The sequence below is a fragment of the Pseudomonas sp. UBA3149 genome (genome assembly GCF_002364655.1).
Taxonomy (GTDB): Bacteria; Pseudomonadota; Gammaproteobacteria; order Pseudomonadales; family Pseudomonadaceae; genus Chryseomonas; species Chryseomonas luteola.
Genome location: NZ_DEYV01000010.1, coordinates 338,880 through 357,110 on the forward strand (window position 1 = coordinate 338,880; position 18,231 = coordinate 357,110).

The window sequence follows — 18,231 nt, forward strand, 5'->3', positions numbered from 1 at the left end:
TTTAGCAAGTTTTTTGCCAACTTTTCCCATTAAGCTAAGTCGCTGAATGGGAAATGTCTCTTTTTCATGTGCTTCAAATTGCTTCAGCACAATGTTGTGTTTGCCGCTGCAGTGAACCATTTCAAGGCAAAGCTAAAGGACAATGAGCCGCTTTTGTGCGTTGGCCTCTTGTTTAGCACCTTCCTGCCGCAGTCATTGGGTTGCACCAGAGCGTTACAGCGTTTGGCATGCGCTTCGCACTTGCTCTCAGGTCCATGACCAAGCGGGAATAGCGAAATGAGCGAGACGAACGCAAGCGCGAACGACTATCCGTTAAGTGAAGTGCCTATGTCAGCCCGTCGGGGCGTCTGGTCGACAACGTTGGTGCTGCTGGGCTTTACCTTCTTTACCGCGACGATGTTTGCAGGCGGTAAGATCGGCACGGCGTTCGATTTCAAGACCCTGCTGAGCGTGATTATGGTAGGTAATCTGCTGCTTGGTCTTTATGCCGCCTTGCTGGGATATATCGCGTATCGAAGCGGCCTTAATTCTGTTCTGATGGGCCGGTTCTGCTTTGGCGAAGTAGGAAGCAAGTTGTCTGATCTGGTGTTGGGATTCACGCAGATTGGCTGGTATGCCTGGGGCACGGCGACGGCGGCAGTCGTGCTGGGTAAGTTTCTGGGATTGCCCGAAGGCATTGTGCTGTTGCTGATGGTGATCTTCGGTTTTGGCTTTTGTGCCACAGCCTATATTGGCTACCGAGGCTTGGAGATCCTGTCTTATATTGCTGTACCCGCCATGTGTGGCCTGCTGGCATTATCCATGTGGGTTGCAACACGAAAGATCGGTGGGCTGGAAGGCCTGCTGGCCATACAACCAGGCAACACGATGGAGTATAGCACAGCGCTGACATTAGTGTTTGGCACATTTGTCAGCGGGGCGACACAGGCTACTAATTGGACACGTTTTGCTCGCACTGGGAGAGTTGCCATTCTGGCCAGCCTGGCTGGTTTTTTTATCGGCAATGGCCTGATGGTGCTGATCGGCGCCTATGGCGCCATTGTGTACCAACAACCGGACGTGGTGGAGGTCTTGCTGCTTCAGGGTTTCTCGCTGGCAGCGATAGCCATGCTCATGCTTAATCTTTGGAGCACGCAGGACAATACTATCTATAACTTCGCTGTGGCGGGTTGTAATCTGGTTCGAACAGATCGCCGGCGAACCGTTACGCTGGTTGGCGCAGCAATAGGTACATTGCTGGCAGTGCTGGGCATGTACGATCTGCTGGTCCCCTACCTGATTATATTGGGAACCATTATCCCTCCTATCGGCGGCGTGATTGCAGCTGATTTCTTTTATCGTCATAGAGGGCGTTACCCCCTCTTGGCGACTGTTCATTTACCTAAATTCAATTGGGTTGGGCTTGCGGCCTATGGCCTGGGTGTTCTGGCAGCCTTTTTCTCCCCTTGGTTGGCGCCTCTTGTCGGCGTTGGTACTGCCGCGCTGGGGTACGTAATGCTGTGTGGCCTGGTGGGGGCCCGGCTATCGGTTGTCGCTCGCGCAGAGGCATAGGCTGGAAATGTTCCAGGTCACCTACTGTTATAAAGAGTAAGTAGTCCTTTGCTTGAGGAGTCTGTCGATGAATGTCATCAATGCGCGGATGCGTGGTCAGGAAGGGCTGTTTACCGTGCGTTTGCAAGGCGACCGGATCGCTGCAATCGAATCACAGGTCGCTTTTGTGAGCCCAGCCAGCGCTGAAATACTGGATGCGCGAGGCAATCTGGTTATTCCGCCTTTCGTCGAGCCGCATATCCATCTGGATGCCACCCTGACAGCTGGGGAACCGCGGTGGAACATGAGCGGCACGTTATTCGAAGGCATTGAGTGCTGGGGAGAGCGAAAGGCGACTATTACCCACGAAGATACCAAGGCGCGGGCCAAGCAGACCATTAATGCCCTGGCGGTCCACGGTATCCAGCATGTTCGTACCCATGTGGATGTAACCGATGCCAGTCTGGCGGCTTTGAAGGCCATGTTGGAAATTCGGGAAGAAACAAGCCATTTAGTTGACATGCAAATTGTGGCGTTTCCCCAGGAAGGAATCGAATCCTATCCTCAGGGCCGAGAACTGATGGAGGAGGCCATTCGGCTGGGAGCCGACGTGGTTGGCGGAATCCCTCACTTCGAATATACCCGTGAGCAAGGGGTCAGTTCCGTCAAATTTCTGATGGATCTGGCTGAGCGCACAGGTTGTCTGGTGGATGTTCACTGCGATGAGACAGACGATCCCCATTCCCGCTTTCTGGAAGTGTTGGCAGAGGAGGCGCGTAGTCGTGGCATGGGCTCACGTGTCACTGCCAGCCATACTACTGCCATGGGTTCTTATGACAATGCCTACTGTTCAAAGCTGTTTCGTCTGCTGAGTCGTTCGGGTATCAGCTTTATATCGTGCCCCACCGAGAGCATTCACCTGCAAGGTCGCTTCGACACCTTTCCCAAACGGCGTGGCGTAACGCGTGTGAACGAACTGCTGGAGGCCGGTATGAATGTGTGCTTCGGGCAGGACTCCATTGTTGATCCATGGTATCCACTGGGTAACGGCAACATTCTCAGGGTACTGGAGGCTGGCCTGCATATCTGTCACATGCTCGGTTATGAGCGCCTGCAGCATGCCTTGGATCTGGTGACCGTAAATAGCGCCAACGCCATGCAGCTGGGTGACCGATATGGGCTGGAAGTAGGGCGCCCGGCCAATCTGCTGATCCTGTCAGCCGATTCGGACTACGAAATGATAAGAAGCCAGGGCCTTCCACTGTTTTCTGTCCGTGAGGGCAGGGTGTTAATGAGTCGTCGTCCTGCCGAGGTCAGTCTGGCAGGGTGATAAAACATATGAATTCACTAAATTTTCTAACTCAGGCGAAGGGCTATGCTCAAAAATACACCCTGAGTCAAGGGGCAATGTTCAGGACTTGTGCACAAGCACTAATGCGCTTGTCAAGCGCTTCGCTTAAACAGGCATAAAAATATTTAGAACGGTTATTTAGGTATAAATATATGATTTATAAGGATTTTTTTGATTGGTTAAAAAATGGACAGTTTAACGGAACCCCCCATTTCATCTAGCTTACAGGACATTTCCACCAACTTTTCTACAGAGTTATCCACAGGTTCTGTGGATTAACCCTGTAGACCGCATCACGCTTGGCTTCATCAAAATGCAAGAATTTTTTTGCATTATTTCGATTGGGTTTTTATGACCTATCGACACGGGCGCCGCCAAGTCATCTTAAATTCAGATAACGGCTAAGCAATGCGCGTAAGGCGGCTGGCTTTACGGGTTTAGGTAGAAAATCCAGCCCAGCCGAATGCACTTCACTGACACGATCCTGATGTGCATCTGCACTGATCACAATGCCAGGCAACGGCTTATCAAGCCGCGTGCGAAGCCATGCCATCAGTTGAGGTCCGGTATTGCCGTCATCCAGATGGAAATCCACCAGCGCTATCTGTGGCTGAATGCCTTGCGCCAGTAACGCCTCGCACTCCTGCTGATTGCGTGCCGTATGAACCTCACAGCCCCAGCGGCTAAGAAGGCTCTGCATACCCGTCAGGATGCTTTCCTCGTTATCAACGCAAAATACCGGTGCGCCTCGTAGCGGTTCGCTGGTGTGTTCGCGTGTAGGCTGCAGGACAGGCTCGGATAGAATTTGAGTCGCGACGGGCACCGAGACACTGAATACACTGCCTTTGCCTGGCCAGGAGCGTACCTCGATACGATGGCCCAGTACCTTGCAAAGACGATCAGCAATAGCCAGTCCCAGGCCCAATCCCTTCTCTGCGCGCGTCTGATGACTATCGAGTCGCTTGAACTCCTCAAAAATGACCTGCCGCTTATCTTCCGGGATACCTGGGCCACGGTCCCATACCTCCAGTGTCACATGATCACCATGGCGGCGGACACCTAGCAATACATGCCCTCTGGCATAGCGGAAAGCATTGGTCAGAAAGTTCTGCAGGACTCGGCGCAGAAGCTTGACGTCGCTTTCTACTCTCAGGCGACTTCCGCTTAGGTGGAAATCTATGCCTTGTTCTCGCGCCAGGGCACGAAACTCTACGCCCAGCGTATCAAATAGCGTATTGATTGCGAACGTGCCGACTTCCGTATGAACCCGTCCGCTCTCCAGGCGCGAGATATCCAGCAGGTCGGCAATCAGGTCTTCCACGGAGCGCAGGGACGAATCCATGTTGTTAACCAGCTCGCGAGCATCCTTTGGTAACGCATCGTGGTGGGCGAGGGCGGCCGTAAACAGGCGGGCTGCGTTTAGCGGTTGCATCAGATCATGGCTGACGGCAGCGAGAAAGCGTGTTTTGGACTGGTTTGCTGCTTCTGCATGGGCTTTGGCCTCTGTCAGCGCCTGGTTAAGCTGGGAGAGCTCCCGGGTTCGCTCTTCCACGCGCTGCTCCAGCCCTTCATTGGCTTCACGAAGGGCGCGCTCTGCTTCGCGAAACGCAGTGATGTCGGTAAAGCTCATGACAAAGCCGCGTTTCGGCATGGGTTTGCCACTGAGTTCGATTACCCGGCCATTAGGGAATTGTCGCTCAGATGTGTGGGCAATCCCTTGCCGCATTCGATCAACACGTCGTGCTACGTGCTCGTCAGGATCGCCTGGGCCACAGAGGCCCCGTTCTGCGTTATAGCGGATGATTTCGGCGATTGGACGCCCGACCTGGATCATGCCGTCCGGGTAGTCAAACAACTCCAGGTAACGCTGGTTCCAGGCCACCAGCCGAAGAGATTGATCGACAACGCTGATACCTTGAGAAATATTTTCGATAGCGCCCTGCAAAAGCGCGCGGTTGAATTCAAGTACTTCGGACGCTTCGTCGGCAATGCGTACGACATCCTCCACATGCATGTCACGGCCTTCGATGGCAGCCTTTACCACCGCCCGCGCAGAGGAGGCTCCAATCACGCCGGCTAACAGGCGCTCGGTATGGGCAATCCATTCTCCGTTGGCATTCTGGGCCGGATGAAAGGTCAGGCCCGTCTGGTCAGCGAAGCGAATAAAGCTCTGCCGAGCACGTTCATCGCCTACGAAGCGGGCAGCGAGTGCGCGAAGATCCTCTAGCTGCACTGCCAATAGCGACCGGGTATTCAGGCGCGCCGAGGTCATTTGCCCAATGAAACGGCCGGCCTGCCAGTGCTCGGATACTCGCGTCCTGGCCTGATTGGAAACCAGAAAGAAGAGGAGAAAATTTCCTGCCAAGGACAGCAGTACGCCTTGAGTCAGGGGTTTGAAGGGCAGGCCAAACGGATTGGCCGCCAGCCAGGCTAGCCCAGGAAAACGGTCGAGTGGCCAGCTCAGACTTTCTGCCATGACTGGCAGAACCAGGGTATAAGCCCAAAGAAAGGCGCCCGCTGCAAGTCCTGCAAATACACCTCTCCGGTTCGCCTGCTTCCAGTAGAGTGCCCCTACCATGGCCGGGCCCAGTTGAGCGATAGCTGCAAAGGCGATCTGCCCGATGGTAGCCAGGCTTGCCGTAGAGCCCAGCAGGCGATAGCAGAGATACGCCAATAGCAGGATCGCCACGATCGCAACACGCCGAATGGTTACCAGCCAGTGGCTGAACACCTCATAGGGGCGCTCTACCTTCTGCTTACGGAATAAGAGGGGCAGCAAAATATCATTGGATAGCATGGTGGATAAGGCCACGCTGGCGACGATCACCATACTGGTAGCGGCCGAAGCGCCACCAATGAAAGCCAGGAGCGCCAGGCCGGGATGCGCCTGTGCCATGGGCAGGCTTATAACAAAGGAGTCAGGTACGACCCCTTTGGGCAGATGCATCTGTCCTGCCAGGGCGATGGGAACAACAAACAGCGCCGCCAAGGCTAAGTAGCAAGGAAATACCCAGCGGGCCAGGTTCAGGTCACGCGCATCCGTATTTTCAACTACCGTGACATGAAACTGTCGTGGCAGACACATGACGGCCGTGAACGCTACTCCGGTTTGCACCAGCAGTGCGGGCCAGTCGAAGGTTTCCTGCCAGTATTTGGACAGCTCGGGCGCAATGCGTGCCTGATCGAAGAGGTCATCGAATCCATCATAAAGTCCATAGGTCACAAAAATCCCTACGGAAAGAAATGCCAGGAGTTTGATCAGCGACTCAAAGGCAATTGCGAGCATCATGCCCCGGTGATGCTCGGTAACATCAAGGTTGCGAGTGCCGAACAGGATGGTAAATACCGCTAATGCCAGCGAGACGATCAAGGCGGTGTCCTGTGCACGCATGCCTATTGACTCGGCCCCTACACCGGTCAGCAGATTAACGCCCATGACAATGCCTTTGAGCTGCAGGGAGATATAAGGCAGCACGCCTACCAGGCAGATCAGCGTAACCACAACCGCCAGCGCCCGCGATTTTCCATAGCGGGAGGCAATGAAGTCGGCAATGGAAGTAATGTTTTCCTGCTTGCTGATCATGATCATTTTCTTGATCAGACGTGGCATGAATAGCAGGAGCAGGATAGGCCCTAGGTAAATCGGCAGAAAGGACCAGAGTTGGTCGGCCGCCTGTCCAACGGCGCCAAAGAATGTCCAGCTGGTGCAATATACCGCAAGCGACAAGCTGTAAACCCAGGCGCGTAACTTGGGGGGCAACGGCGTTTTTCGTCTGTCGCCATAAAAGGCAATCGCAAAGAGCACCGCCATGTACAGCAGAGCAACGGCGGCGATCAGTCCGCTGGATAGGGTCATGCGAACTCCTGTGAATTTTGTTGTGCAGGGCCTTTTATAGGTGGTTGGCCCTAGGCCTTCCGCTGCCAGATAGATTAAAAAGAGCTCGTCTCGAGTAGTGGGAATACCTAGGGACTATTCTAATGCGCTCGTTGGGGAGCATGGCAGGCTTTATAAGTGTCTCATCAAAGCGACTGCTCCAAGGTCACTGAGACCAATGTCGCAGGTTTGGTTGAGCCGAGGGCTTCAGCCTGTTAGCGTGTCGCAGTGTTATCAAGGAGAGTGGCGCCATGTTCGAAGCGCATCCCATTACCTTGCAGCGCGGTGCTCTTCGTTTAGAGCCTATGGTGGAAAGCGACGTACTGGAACTGGTCAGCCTGGCTGATCTCAACCGGGACGAGTTGCATTACCTGAGCGGTCCACTACGACCGGACTGGTATAGGCACGCCATTGCCGAGCAGCGTGAAGGCAAAACTATCCCTTTTACCATCAGGCTGGCTGACAAGCTGGTGGGTACCACTCGCTTTTCAGAGTTTCTGCCTGCGCTACCTGCCGCTGAAATCGGCTGGACCTGGCTGGATCGGGAGCAGCATGGCAGTGGATTGAATGCCAACATCAAATACCTGCTGCTGCGTCATGCGTTCGAGAACTGGCATCTGGTACGTGTACAACTCAAGACGGCAGCTAGCAATCTGCGTGCGCAACGCGCCATTGAAAAGCTAGGAGCTGTACGTGAAGGACTGTTACGTAACCATCGACGTTTGGCCGATGGTCGGCTTGATGACACCGTCATGTACAGTATTACCGACCGTGAGTGGCCGACGGTAAAAGCCAGTCTGGAAGCTTCTTTTTCCTAAGGCTATTCGGATATAACGATGTTTGACTGACGTACGATGTAACGCGGTTGTTATCTCGGGCTGCAAGGATGGCTGTGGCCCGTTCCGGTTTCCCTTCTTCGAATAGGACCTCGTTCGATGTCCTCACAGTTCGCTCTGTTGAAAAAACGGCGCTTCCTACCGTTTTTCATAACACAGTCCCTTAGCGCCTTTAATGACAACGTCTATAAGCAGTCACTGATTCTGGCGGTGCTGTTTCACTTGAGCGTTACCGGTGACAGGCTGTTGCTGGTCAACCTGTGCGCCTTGCTGTTTATTCTTCCGTTCCTGCTGTTTTCAGCGTTAGGCGGACAGTTAGGCGAAAAATATGACAAGGCGCGGCTCATGCGATGGCTGAAAGGCTCGGAAATCGTCATGTTGCTGTTAGGCAGTCTAGGTTTTTGGCTTAACAGCCTGCCACTATTGTTATTTGTTCTGTTTGCCATGGGTACACGCTCGGCGCTCTTCGGACCTTCCAAGTACTCAATTTTGCCCCAGCATCTCGAGTCTCGAGAGTTGATGGGCGGTAACGCGTTGGTGGAGATGGGCACATTCCTGGCCATCCTGGGCGGGACGATAGGGGCAGGGGCCTTGCTCTCTCTCCCGGATTATTCACAGGCCGTAGCCATAGGCGTCGTATTGATCGCTCTGGCTGGTTTTCTGGCCAGCCTGGGTATTCCATCCGCGCCGGCCGTCATCTCGCACCTGAGGTTGGACTGGAACATTTTCCGGCAAACATGGGTGATCTTACGTATGGGGCTGGGGCAGGCGCCCTCGGTCTCTCGTTCTCTGCTGGGCAATTCCTGGTTCTGGTTTGTGGGTGCGGTATACCTTACCCAGATACCAGCCTATGCCAAGGACTACCTGCACGGTCAGGAAAGCATGGTTTCGCTGATCCTTACCTTGTTCTCGGTAGGCATTGCGCTGGGCTCTCTTCTATGTGGCCGGTTGTCCAAGGGGCATGTTGAGGCAGGTATTGTTCCGCTGGGTGCGCTGGGGTTATCTGTCTTCAGCGTCTTGCTCTATGCCGTCACGCCTGACATGGCCGCTATCACAGGGTCTTATGGCGGGTGGGCAGCGCTGAAAGAATTTTCCATGTGGCCAGCGCTTGGGTGCATTTTGGGACTGGGGATCTCTGGCGGATTTTATATCGTTCCGCTCTATGCGCTGATTCAGGCACGCACGCCACAGGAGGAGCGCTCTCGGGTTATCGCTGCCACCAATATTCTCAATGCGCTCCTAATGGTCTGCTCGGCCCTTATCACTATGCTGCTTTTGTCTGTATTCAAGATGACAGTTCCGGAGCTGTTTCTGGCGGTTGCGTTGATGAATATAGGCGTCAATGCCTTCCTGTTTGCAAGCGTGCCAGAATTCCTGATGCGCTTTCGCGCCGTGATAGGCGGTGGAGACCCTACGCGCAGCATCCGCGACTAGGCGCTAATGGCTCAGTTTAAGCCCGATCAAGCCACATAAAATAAGCAGCACACTGAGCAGACGGATCGGACTGACGCTTTCGCCAAATAGAATGATGCCAGCAATTACCGTTCCTACTGCGCCAATACCCGTCCATATGGCATAGGCTGTACCAAGAGGAAGCTGCTTAACGGCCATGCCCAAGAGGCTTATGCTGGTCAGCATGGCGGCTGCCGTCAGGACAGTAGGAAGAGGGCGGGTAAAGCCTTCGGTGTATTTGAGGCCTATAGCCCAGCCTATTTCAAACAGCCCGGCCAGAAAAAGAATAATCCAGGACATAAAGATTCCAGGGTTGGTAAAGCGGGGCCGTCCCCGGATAGTTTCAGGCGATGGGGTCGTCCCCTTCGCGAACCGATGCGCTCTAGCCAAGCCCGAGCGCGCCGGTTTCGTTATATGCTCACTCTTTTGCAGAGGACTCGTCATTCAAGCGACGGAACCATGTGGCCAGCAGCGCTCCGGAAATATTATGCCAGACGCTGAACAAGGCACTGGGCACAGCCGCAAGAGGGGAGAAATGTGCTGTTGCCAGTGCTGCGCCCAGTCCCGAATTCTGCATACCGACCTCGATAGCCAACGTCTTGCGCTGCGCCAGAGGTAGCCCAAACACTTTTCCGGCCAGATAGCCAAGCATCAGTCCCAATGTGTTATGCAGTACGACTACAGCCATAATCAAAAATCCTGACTCTGCAATTTTCGCCTGGCTGACAGCCACAACGGCCGCCACGATCAGCACGATGCTGATAACCGAGACCAGGGGCAACACCTCAACCGCTGCCCGTACCTTTGACCCCAGGAAGCGTTGGGCAACTAGTCCCAGCACAATCGGGAGGATAACGACCTGGACGATGGATAGAAAAAGGGCTGAGAACTTGACTGGTAGCCAGGCCGAAGCCAATAGCCAGATCAATGTAGGGGTCACCAACGGGGCCAGAAGGGTAGTGACGGCAGTGATGCCAACAGACAGTGCGACGTCCCCGCGTGAAAACCAGGTGATGACATTGGACGCCGTACCGCCAGGGCAACAACCCACAAGAATAACGCCTACTGCAATTTCCGGCGGCAATTGCATGACAAGACAAAGCAGCCACGCCATGCCGGGCATAATGATAAATTGAGCGATTACACCTAGAAGAACCCTAAGAGGTTTGCGAAAGACCTCCTTGAAATCCTCAGCTTTGAGCGTGAGCCCCATGCCGAACATGATCAGGCCCAATAAGGGGACGATAGCTGGCGTTAAGGAGCGAAACCCTTCAGGCCATATAAAGGCTAGAACAGCCGCCAGCAGGACCCACAAGGCAAAGGTATTGCCTGCAAAGCGGCTTAAAGCTGCGAGAGCGCCCATGATTATCCTTATAAAAATATGAGCCTTGGAAGTTGGGCGGCGCCCCGGGGCGCCGCACCTGATTAGAGCCCCTGCGGAATTTCTTCTCCACCCAGCGCTTCGACCAGCGACGGAATAAATTCGGCAAAGGTCATCATCATTAGAGTAAAGGTAGCATCCAGCTGCGCCATGGCATCATCGCCGCCATCCTGCTCGGCCTGCTCTTGAAGCAAGTCCTCAAAGCGCAGCCGCTTGAGCGCGACCTTGTCATCGATTGACAGCGACAGCTTGTCCTGCCAAGCCAGGGCCAGCTTGGTCACCAGCTTGCCTGCGCCCAGATGATTCTGGATTTCTTCACTGGTCAAGTCTTGCCCTTTACAGCGGACAACACCGCCATCCTCGTGACTATCGCGTAGCTCGCACTCATCCAGCAGATGGAAATCATTTGTGGCTGCCTGAGACTTGACCCAATCTGTAAAGGTTGCAGTCGGTGCCTGCTTGACCGACATCGGACGAACCGGAAGGGAGCCCAGCGCTTCACGAAGGGTGGAAAGCAAATCTTCTGCGCGCTTTGCACTGGAGGCATCTACCAGAATCCAGCCCTGCTTGGGCGCGATTGCTGCAAAGGTAGTCTGGCGGCGAATGAAGGCCCGTGGCAGCAGACTCATGACAATTTCGTCCTTTATCTGGTCACGCTCCTTTTTGTAAACCTTGCGCATCTGCTGTGCTTCGATTTCATCAACTTTTTCCTGCACGGCATCTTTTACTACGCTGCCGGGCAGAATGCGCTCTTCCTTGCGAGCTGCGATCAGAAAGAAATCCTGGCTGACATGTACCAGAGGAGCGTCTTCTCCCTTGCCGAAAGGAGCAACGAAACCGTAAGTGGTCAGTTCCTGGCTGGCGCAGGGACGTGCAGGTTTGCTGGCCAACGCGGTTTCCAGGGCCTCGGCTTCGAGTGATAAATCCTGGGTAAGACGATAAATAAGAAGATTACGAAACCACATGGCGTGACGATTCCCCAAAAAACGAAGCGCGCATTATTCCGCTGCCATGCTTCCAAGGCCAACCCCCAATTGATCATTGGCAACGATTAAAGGGCTTTAATGACAAACAGGCCGCTTTTTGGGGCGTAACGATACGGTCCTGCCTGCAAGGGCAGACCCGGGAAATGATCCAAAGGCTTGGAAATAAAGGAAAAGAACCTAAGCCTTTGGATCATTTGAAATTTTTTTCACTTGGGGGCTTGCCAGCCTATAAAACCGTCCGTAGAATGCGCCCCACTTCGAGAGCAAACGCTTACGAAAGTTAAGTGGGTGATTAGCTCAGCTGGGAGAGCATCTGCCTTACAAGCAGAGGGTCGGCGGTTCGATCCCGTCATCACCCACCACTCTTGAAGTTACGCGCAGCGGTAGTTCAGTCGGTTAGAATACCGGCCTGTCACGCCGGGGGTCGCGGGTTCGAGTCCCGTCCGCTGCGCCATTTTTGCTTCATCTTGGGTTGCTTGATTAGGATTTTAAATCCTCTTGATGAACCCAGGAAGAACACTAGCGAAAGCTACGTGGGTGATTAGCTCAGCTGGGAGAGCATCTGCCTTACAAGCAGAGGGTCGGCGGTTCGATCCCGTCATCACCCACCATTTTGCGATATACGCAGCGGTAGTTCAGTCGGTTAGAATACCGGCCTGTCACGCCGGGGGTCGCGGGTTCGAGTCCCGTCCGCTGCGCCATATTAAGTTTATCGGGCCCACTGAACTCCCGATAAATTACGAAAAAGCGGCCTTGCGCCGCTTTTTTCGTGTCTACAGGTTTATTCCCTTTCTAGCGGCTGTTTTCCGCTTCTATTAAGCATTCTTTGCTGGAAGTTCTTTGTACAGTTAGTTTCTTTTAAAGATGTCTAGTCCGTATGTTCAGGGTTGTTTGATACGTCACGGACACAGACTGCTTTGTATTCAGTCACTATTCAGCGCTGAACTTATAAGCTACTAACTATTCTTATCATGCCGTAGCCAGTGGCAGTTAGGCCCTGATAAGCTCGCGGTTTTATCGAACGCGCTTCGCGCACGGACAAGGAAACAGCATGAAACAGCACCGGTTGGCAGCAGCAGTGGCCCTCGTTGGCCTGGTTCTCAGCGGCTGCGACTCACAATCACAATCCAAGGTTAATCTTGAAACTCCAGCTCAGAAAGCGTCCTACGGCATCGGCTTGAACATGGGTAAAAGCCTTGCTCAGGAAGGCATCGATGACCTGGATTCAAAAGCAGTGGCTTTGGGTATTGAAGATGCTGTGGGCAAGAAAGAGCAGAAGCTTACCGATGATCAGCTAAGAGATGCGTTTGCCGATCTGCAGAAGCGTGCAGAAGAGCGCATGACCAAGCTCAGCGAAGACAATGCCAAAGCAGGCAAGGATTTCCTGGAAAAAAATGGCAAGCGCGAGGGTGTTGTCACAACGGCTTCCGGTTTGCAGTATGAAGTGGTCAAGAAGGCAGATGGTCCGCAGCCCAAGCCGAATGATGTAGTGACAGTTCACTACGAAGGCCGTCTTGTTGACGGTACTGTATTCGACAGTTCCATCAAGCGTGGCAGCCCGATTGATTTGCCGGTGAGTGGCGTGATTCCGGGTTGGGTTGAAGCGCTTCAGCTCATGCATGTAGGTGAAAAGTACAAGCTGTACATTCCCAGCGAACTGGCCTACGGCGCGCAGAGCCCAAGCCCTGCCATTCCTGCCAACTCCGTGCTTGTCTTTGACCTGGAGCTGCTAGGTATCAAGGATCCAAGCGCTCAGGGCGACAATGGCCTGACGCAAGAGCCATCCGACGAGTCGGACGCTGCACAAGAGCAGGATACTTCCAAGAAGTAACATGCCGTTCTATTAAAAAGCCCCGTTCATACGGGGCTTTTTTGTTTTAGGAAACCTGTTTGTGAGGACGATGCTCTAATCTAGGTAATTATTTACCTATTCGCCAAACGCTCTATCAGACTGCCTTTGCGAGGCGGGGAGATCTCATGAAGCCACCCGTTGGATTTGATCGTTATCTGAGGCTTGCCCAACGTTTTCTTGTTCGGGGGCGCTTACCGGCACTGTTATTGGCCGTCGGGCGTAAGCTGGCCAAGCGAGATTTTCGGTTGGGTGCCGCCAAGGATACCCTGGGGCTCTTCCATTCCCTGCTACTGGCCTGGTGGCGTGGAGAATATCGGGGTATTAGTCGGCAGGCACTCTTGTCGGTAGTCGCAGCACTTGCTTATTTCCTTTCGCCTGTTGATCTGATCCCTGACTGGATGCTTACCTTTGGCTTCATTGATGATCTGGCAGTGCTGGCGTGGGTAAGCAAAACCTGGCAGAGCGAGCTTGATGCCTTTCGCGCCTGGAGAGATGCCCAGCCCGTAGCGGTGCAAAAGTCGCTATCGGCTCCGCCGCTTCCCAATGAGAAACCCGCTGAGGGCGTTATAGTGGTTGAGCGGGCTTGAGCCTGGGTGGCGAGAGGTGCTTGCACATCGGAACAGGATAAGCTGTGCTGTTATAGTAACCTTTCGTTGAATTCAGGTTTGTATTGTGGCGTTACAGATCAGTCGTACCCATTGGCAGGCGTTGCTGGCCGAGTTGGAAGAAGCCCGTTGCCAGCGGCACTTGGTAACCTATCGCTCGCTGATTGAGCGTCTACAGTTACCGACGCCCGCCATGGCGACACTGACTGCTGCCCTTGAACACCTGATAGCGCTGGATGCCCGTCAGGGTGTGCCGTTGCGCAGCGCATTGGTGGTCAGCCAGGGTGCGAGCCGGCTGCCGCGTCTTGGTTTCTTTGAATGCGCCCAGCGAGTCGGGCGCTTCAACGGCGAGGTGGATGGTATAGAGGCGGCTGCCTGGCATGCATCTGAAGTCACGCGCGTATTCGAGTACAACTTTTCCTCAGATAGGTAACTCAGGCCGTTTCGGCCATCAGGTGCAAGCTATAGCCGGGAATGGTTTTGGCCTGGGCCTTGGCGCTTTCCGCCAGTTTAAGCAGTTGGCGGGCATCGCGTGACGTTCGACTTTCTGCCGTAACCCTTACAACCCCAAGAGATAGAGAGAGCAGCGGATACTCGCGTCGGTAGCCTTCATGATCTTCTGCTATCAGGCAGCCTGCATCCAGGTGCTCCGGTGCGTAAAAGCGACGGCAGCGACTCTGGAAAGTCTCCATGAGTCGAGTCAGCCGTGCTCGCCAGTCCATGGAGCGTAGGACGATTATAAAGTTGTCATCGCCGTAGTGACCGATGAAGTCCTGGGTGCGATCCATGCTTTCTGCCAAGGCCTGTGCCAGGCACAGCAGTACTTCGTCTCCCTTGGCATATCCATAAATCTCATTGAAGGGCGTAAAGCTGTCGATATCAAGGTGACACAGGGTGGCGTTTTGGTTGTGCTCCAGTAACTGGCTTAGACAATGATGAATCGGTACGCTGCCGGGCAGGCCTGTCAGAGGATTGGCATGCCGTGCTTCCTGAATCTTCTGTTCAGTAATTAGTTGGAGAAGATCAACCACACGACCCATGCCGACATATTGGCCTTGATCAACAATAACGAAGTCTTCTTCTACCCGTTGCTTGGCGCGCTGGGTGAGTAGTCGGCTGACGTGAAGAGGAGATTGGCTCTTCTCCACGCATAGAAAATCCAGATGCATAAGTCGCGTAATGGGCTTGCGACCAAACAGCTCCGGCGCAAAGGGCTTACGCAGGGCTTCTGCAAGGGCATAATGGTGGACGATGCCGACAGGCGCACCGTGTTCATCAAGCACGGCCAGGGAGTTAAAGCTGGGTTTGTCGTGGAAAAGCTGCATGACGGCAGGTATCAGCGTCTGCTCCTGGATGGCAGGCCGCTCAAGTAACATGGATGTCAGGCCTGTACCGCCCTCTGTAAGGCTTTTGGGGCGTGTCTCCAGGCGAGGCATGATCTCGCGTGCTTCCCGCGGGGGATTTGCTTCAGGACGACTCAGAAGGTAGCCCTGAACTAGATCAATGCCCATTTCGGCCAGCACGACCAGTTCCTCATGCAGCTCAATGCCTTCAGCAACCACCACGGCGTTGGACGCCTTGGCCATTTGAAGGATGGAGCCTACAAACTCCCGTTTGACGCCATCACGATGGATACCATCGATGAAATGACGATCGATCTTCACGTAGTCCGGGCGCAGCTCGGACCACAGGCGCAGGCTGGAATAGCCGGCCCCCAGGTCATCCAGAGCAATCGAAAAGCCCATTGCGCGATAGTAGTGCAAGGCGGTATCAAGCAGGCCCAGATCGTCGGTTGGGGCCTGTTCGGTCAGCTCGATGACGATTCGGTTAGCAGGGATACCCAGACGCTGTAGCAGTTTCAGGGTGCGGCCCTGCTCGTGACTGTTCTCAAGAAGTGATTCGGGGGAAATGTTAAGGAAGAGCTTACCTTCAAGGCCTAGATCACGGAAACCGGTGCATGCCTGGGTGCGACACGCCATTTCCAGCTCGGACAGACGCTGTGCCGTACGAGCAATGGCGAACAGGGGAAGCGGGGAGTGCAAAGGACTGTTGGAAGGCCCACGGCTAAGTGCTTCATAGCCAATGATGCGGCGTTCGCTCAAGGAAACGATAGGTTGGAAAAGGCTGTGTATATCACTTCGAGCCAGTATCTGCTCAAGCGCGCTCAACTGTTCGTTGACGGTCATCTATCTTGGTCCTGAATAAACAAAGCCAGCGATAAGCTGGCCTTGTTCATTTCACGACAGTTCGATGACTATTTGATGACGGCAATCAGTGAGACGGACCGCCGTGACTCAAGTCCAGATAGTCGAGCAGGATCTGACCACTCTCCATCAGGTAGGCATCGTCTTGAGGTTTGGTCTTTTCGTCGTTGTTGGCGGCAGCAATAGCGTCGTCATCAACTTTTTTCAATTCCTTGAGGGGCTCCTCACCTTTAGCTACCCGACGCTCGTTCTCGATTGCCAGCTGGCGCTTGTCGAGGGCGTCCTGCTCGGCGCGACGCTTCTGCTCGTTCAGGCTGACCGTCGTATCCTTCATGACATCCTGTGCAAACTGAAGGCGTTCACGAGCAAAGACAAAGTCCGGGTTGGTCTTGGTGCGGGTATCGTGACGGTTGATCAGCTCAGGCAGATACGGCTTGAACGGATTGTTCTCTACCTCAAGAACCGGACGGATCGTATCCCATGGCATGGAGTTGGGTAGCGCACTTTCGCCGATCTCCTTGTTATCTACGATATCCGGATAGCTGATATCCGGGATAACGCCCTGATGCTGGGTACTTTGTCCTGAGACGCGATAGAACTTGGCCAGGGTCAGCTTCAGTTCACCGTGATTTAAAGGCTGTATGGTTTGAACAGTGCCTTTGCCGAAGGTCTGTCCGCCCACGATCAAGGCACGGTGATAATCCTGCATGGCACCCGCAAAGATTTCCGAAGCCGAGGCCGAGAGGCGGTTGACCAGCACGGTCATGGGACCTGTGTAGAAAGCATCGCCTTCATCGTCAGCCAACACGTCTACCTTGCCGTCGCTGTTACGCACCAACACCGTTGGGCCTTGATCGATGAAGAGCCCAGTCAGTTCGGTTGCTTCCTGTAGGGAGCCTCCACCATTGTTGCGTAGGTCGATGACAATACCGTCGACTTTCTCGTTTTTCAGCTCACCGATCAGCTTGCGCACGTCACGGGTAGTGCTCTTGTAATTCGGGTCGCCGGCGCGATAAGCCTTGAAGTCCAAGTAGAAAGCAGGCACATCGACTACACCCAGCTTGTAGGTCTTGCCGTTGTGAGGCACGTCAATGATGTGTTTCTGGGCTGCCTGTTCTTCAAGCTTTACCGCTTCACGTGTAATCGAGACGACCTTTGTGGTCTGGTCATTCGGCGGATTGCTCGAGGGGATGACTTCCAGGCGAACAACGGAGCCCTTGGCGCCGCGGATCTTCTTGACGACCTCGTCCAGACGCCAGCCGACGACGTCGACCATTTCGCCGTCTTTGCCTTGCGCTACACCCACGATCTTGTCAGCGGGTGCGAGCTGCTTGCTCTTGTCGGCGGGACCGGCCGGTACCAGACGAACGATCTGTACGTAATCGTTATCGCTCTGCAGTACCGCACCGATGCCTTCAAGGGAAAGGCTCATGTTGATATCGAAGTTCTCTGCGCTTTCAGGCGAGAGGTACTGCGTGTGCGGATCGTATGTTTGGGCGAAGGCGTTGATGTAAGCCTGGAAGATGTCTTCGCTGCGAGTCTGTTTCAGGCGCGCCAACTGATTGCGATAGCGCTTCTGCAGCTGCTCCTTGATGGCAGCATCGTCCTTGCCACCCAGTTTCAGACGCAGCACTTCATCTTTGAGCTTCTTGTGCCACAGATCATCCAGTGCGGCCGTATTGGTCGGCCAGGGCGCCTTTTCGCGGTTGACGTCAAACGTTTCGTCTGCCGCAAAATTCAGCTGGGGAATGCCTTTGTCCAGCAGGCCCAGTGTGTAGTCGAGGCGTTCCTTCACACGGTCCAGGTAACGCTTGTAGATCGTGAAGCCTGGATTCAGGTCGCCCTGCTTGAGCAGATCGTCGAAGCGAGTCCGCCATGCGTCAAACTCGGCGATATCGGCTGCGTTGAAATACAGTCGATTGGGATCAAGCATCTTGAGATAGCTGTCATAGATCTTTATCGAGCGTTCATCGTTAAGCGGCGGCTTGCTGTAGTGATGGCGCTTGAGCAGCTCTACCACATTGAGACTTGCCACGACTTGATCGCGGTCTGGTTTGAGACCGTCCCAGACGTTTGGGCTCGCTGTTTTGGCTGCCAGCGGAAGAGCGCTGACACCGAGGATGAACAGGAGGGCGGTACGGGGGAGGAGCTGCTTCATGC

At 54.3% G+C, this 18,231-nt stretch carries 12 protein-coding genes, 4 tRNA genes and 1 pseudogene; 11 read left to right on the forward strand and 6 right to left on the reverse strand.

Features of this window, described 5'->3' with window-relative positions:
• Positions 1-276: 276 nt before the first annotated feature.
• Together codB and codA are read left to right on the forward strand one after the other, a co-directional pair.
• Entirely contained in the window at positions 277-1,551 is a 1,275-nt protein-coding gene (codB, locus tag B3729_RS07605) for a cytosine permease (protein WP_286787529.1), read from the forward strand.
• A 67-nt stretch (positions 1,552-1,618) separates the two neighbouring features.
• The gene (gene codA / locus B3729_RS07610) at positions 1,619-2,860 is read left to right on the forward strand and encodes a cytosine deaminase (protein ID WP_286787530.1); all 1,242 of its coding nucleotides are present in this window, start codon (positions 1,619-1,621) and stop codon (positions 2,858-2,860) included.
• A 400-nt stretch (positions 2,861-3,260) separates the two neighbouring features.
• Here codA and B3729_RS07615 read toward each other — a convergent pair whose 3' ends face one another.
• Entirely contained in the window at positions 3,261-6,737 is a 3,477-nt protein-coding gene (locus tag B3729_RS07615) for a hybrid sensor histidine kinase/response regulator (RefSeq protein ID WP_286787531.1), read from the reverse strand.
• A gap of 269 nt (positions 6,738-7,006) precedes the next feature.
• Here B3729_RS07615 and B3729_RS07620 point away from each other — a divergent pair, with 269 nt between their 5' ends.
• Both B3729_RS07620 and B3729_RS07625 read left to right on the forward strand, forming a co-directional pair.
• Entirely contained in the window at positions 7,007-7,573 is a 567-nt protein-coding gene (locus B3729_RS07620) for a GNAT family N-acetyltransferase (RefSeq protein ID WP_010795150.1), read from the forward strand.
• A 117-nt stretch (positions 7,574-7,690) separates the two neighbouring features.
• A pseudogene (locus B3729_RS07625) lies at positions 7,691-8,977 on the forward strand (MFS transporter); the annotation flags it as partial.
• A gap of 51 nt (positions 8,978-9,028) precedes the next feature.
• On the opposite strand, the gene sugE reads toward B3729_RS07625, so the two are convergent.
• The 3 genes from sugE to rdgC all read right to left on the reverse strand — a co-directional run bounded on the left by sugE (position 9,029) and on the right by rdgC (position 11,389).
• Positions 9,029-9,343 (reverse strand): quaternary ammonium compound efflux SMR transporter SugE, encoded by a 315-nt coding sequence (gene sugE / locus B3729_RS07630; protein ID WP_010795148.1) that lies wholly within the window; start codon positions 9,341-9,343, stop codon positions 9,029-9,031.
• A gap of 118 nt (positions 9,344-9,461) precedes the next feature.
• Positions 9,462-10,406: a bile acid:sodium symporter family protein gene (locus B3729_RS07635; RefSeq protein ID WP_010795147.1), complete on the reverse strand. Its 945-nt coding sequence runs from the start codon at positions 10,404-10,406 to the stop codon at positions 9,462-9,464.
• Between the two features lie 62 nt (positions 10,407-10,468).
• Positions 10,469-11,389, reverse strand: coding sequence for a recombination-associated protein RdgC (rdgC, locus tag B3729_RS07640; RefSeq protein WP_286787532.1), 921 nt, complete (start codon positions 11,387-11,389; stop codon positions 10,469-10,471).
• A 307-nt stretch (positions 11,390-11,696) separates the two neighbouring features.
• Between rdgC and B3729_RS07645 the strand changes: the two genes are divergently transcribed.
• From B3729_RS07645 to B3729_RS07675, 7 genes are all read left to right on the forward strand, one after another.
• A tRNA-Val gene (locus B3729_RS07645) sits at positions 11,697-11,772 on the forward strand.
• Positions 11,773-11,787: 15 nt separating this feature from the next.
• Positions 11,788-11,864 (forward strand) — tRNA-Asp (locus B3729_RS07650).
• 81 nt (positions 11,865-11,945) lie between these two features.
• Positions 11,946-12,021: transfer RNA gene (locus B3729_RS07655), tRNA-Val, on the forward strand.
• Between the two features lie 13 nt (positions 12,022-12,034).
• Positions 12,035-12,111 (forward strand) — tRNA-Asp (locus B3729_RS07660).
• Positions 12,112-12,461: 350 nt separating this feature from the next.
• Positions 12,462-13,241 carry an FKBP-type peptidyl-prolyl cis-trans isomerase gene (locus B3729_RS07665; RefSeq protein ID WP_010795145.1) on the forward strand — a complete coding sequence of 260 codons (780 nt, stop codon included), beginning with the start codon at positions 12,462-12,464 and terminating at the stop codon, positions 13,239-13,241.
• A 146-nt stretch (positions 13,242-13,387) separates the two neighbouring features.
• Positions 13,388-13,849 (forward strand): YkvA family protein, encoded by a 462-nt coding sequence (locus B3729_RS07670; protein WP_010795144.1) that lies wholly within the window; start codon positions 13,388-13,390, stop codon positions 13,847-13,849.
• Positions 13,850-13,934: 85 nt separating this feature from the next.
• On the forward strand, positions 13,935-14,300 hold the full coding sequence (locus B3729_RS07675; protein ID WP_286787533.1) for a hypothetical protein: 366 nt from the start codon (positions 13,935-13,937) through the stop codon (positions 14,298-14,300).
• Position 14,301: 1 nt separating this feature from the next.
• Here B3729_RS07675 and B3729_RS07680 read toward each other — a convergent pair whose 3' ends face one another.
• Entirely contained in the window at positions 14,302-16,053 is a 1,752-nt protein-coding gene (locus tag B3729_RS07680; RefSeq protein ID WP_286787534.1) for a bifunctional diguanylate cyclase/phosphodiesterase, read from the reverse strand.
• Between the two features lie 85 nt (positions 16,054-16,138).
• On the reverse strand, positions 16,139-18,229 hold the full coding sequence (locus tag B3729_RS07685) for a carboxy terminal-processing peptidase (RefSeq protein WP_037029645.1): 2,091 nt from the start codon (positions 18,227-18,229) through the stop codon (positions 16,139-16,141).
• Positions 18,230-18,231 lie beyond the last annotated feature (2 nt).

Excerpts from the sequence above, each read along its gene's own strand:
- B3729_RS07670 (WP_010795144.1), top strand. The coding sequence starts at position 13,388 with ATGAAGCCACCCGTTGGATTTGATCGTTATCTGAGGCTTGCCCAACGT.
- rdgC (WP_286787532.1), bottom strand. The coding sequence starts at position 11,389 with ATGTGGTTTCGTAATCTTCTTATTTATCGTCTTACCCAGGATTTATCA.
- sugE (WP_010795148.1), bottom strand. The coding sequence starts at position 9,343 with ATGTCCTGGATTATTCTTTTTCTGGCCGGGCTGTTTGAAATAGGCTGG.
- codA (WP_286787530.1), top strand. The coding sequence starts at position 1,619 with ATGAATGTCATCAATGCGCGGATGCGTGGTCAGGAAGGGCTGTTTACC.
- B3729_RS07615 (WP_286787531.1), bottom strand. The coding sequence starts at position 6,737 with ATGACCCTATCCAGCGGACTGATCGCCGCCGTTGCTCTGCTGTACATG.
- codB (WP_286787529.1), top strand. The coding sequence starts at position 277 with ATGAGCGAGACGAACGCAAGCGCGAACGACTATCCGTTAAGTGAAGTG.
- B3729_RS07680 (WP_286787534.1), bottom strand. The coding sequence starts at position 16,053 with ATGACCGTCAACGAACAGTTGAGCGCGCTTGAGCAGATACTGGCTCGA.
- B3729_RS07635 (WP_010795147.1), bottom strand. The coding sequence starts at position 10,406 with ATGGGCGCTCTCGCAGCTTTAAGCCGCTTTGCAGGCAATACCTTTGCC.
- B3729_RS07620 (WP_010795150.1), top strand. The coding sequence starts at position 7,007 with ATGTTCGAAGCGCATCCCATTACCTTGCAGCGCGGTGCTCTTCGTTTA.
- B3729_RS07685 (WP_037029645.1), bottom strand. The coding sequence starts at position 18,229 with ATGAAGCAGCTCCTCCCCCGTACCGCCCTCCTGTTCATCCTCGGTGTC.
- B3729_RS07665 (WP_010795145.1), top strand. The coding sequence starts at position 12,462 with ATGAAACAGCACCGGTTGGCAGCAGCAGTGGCCCTCGTTGGCCTGGTT.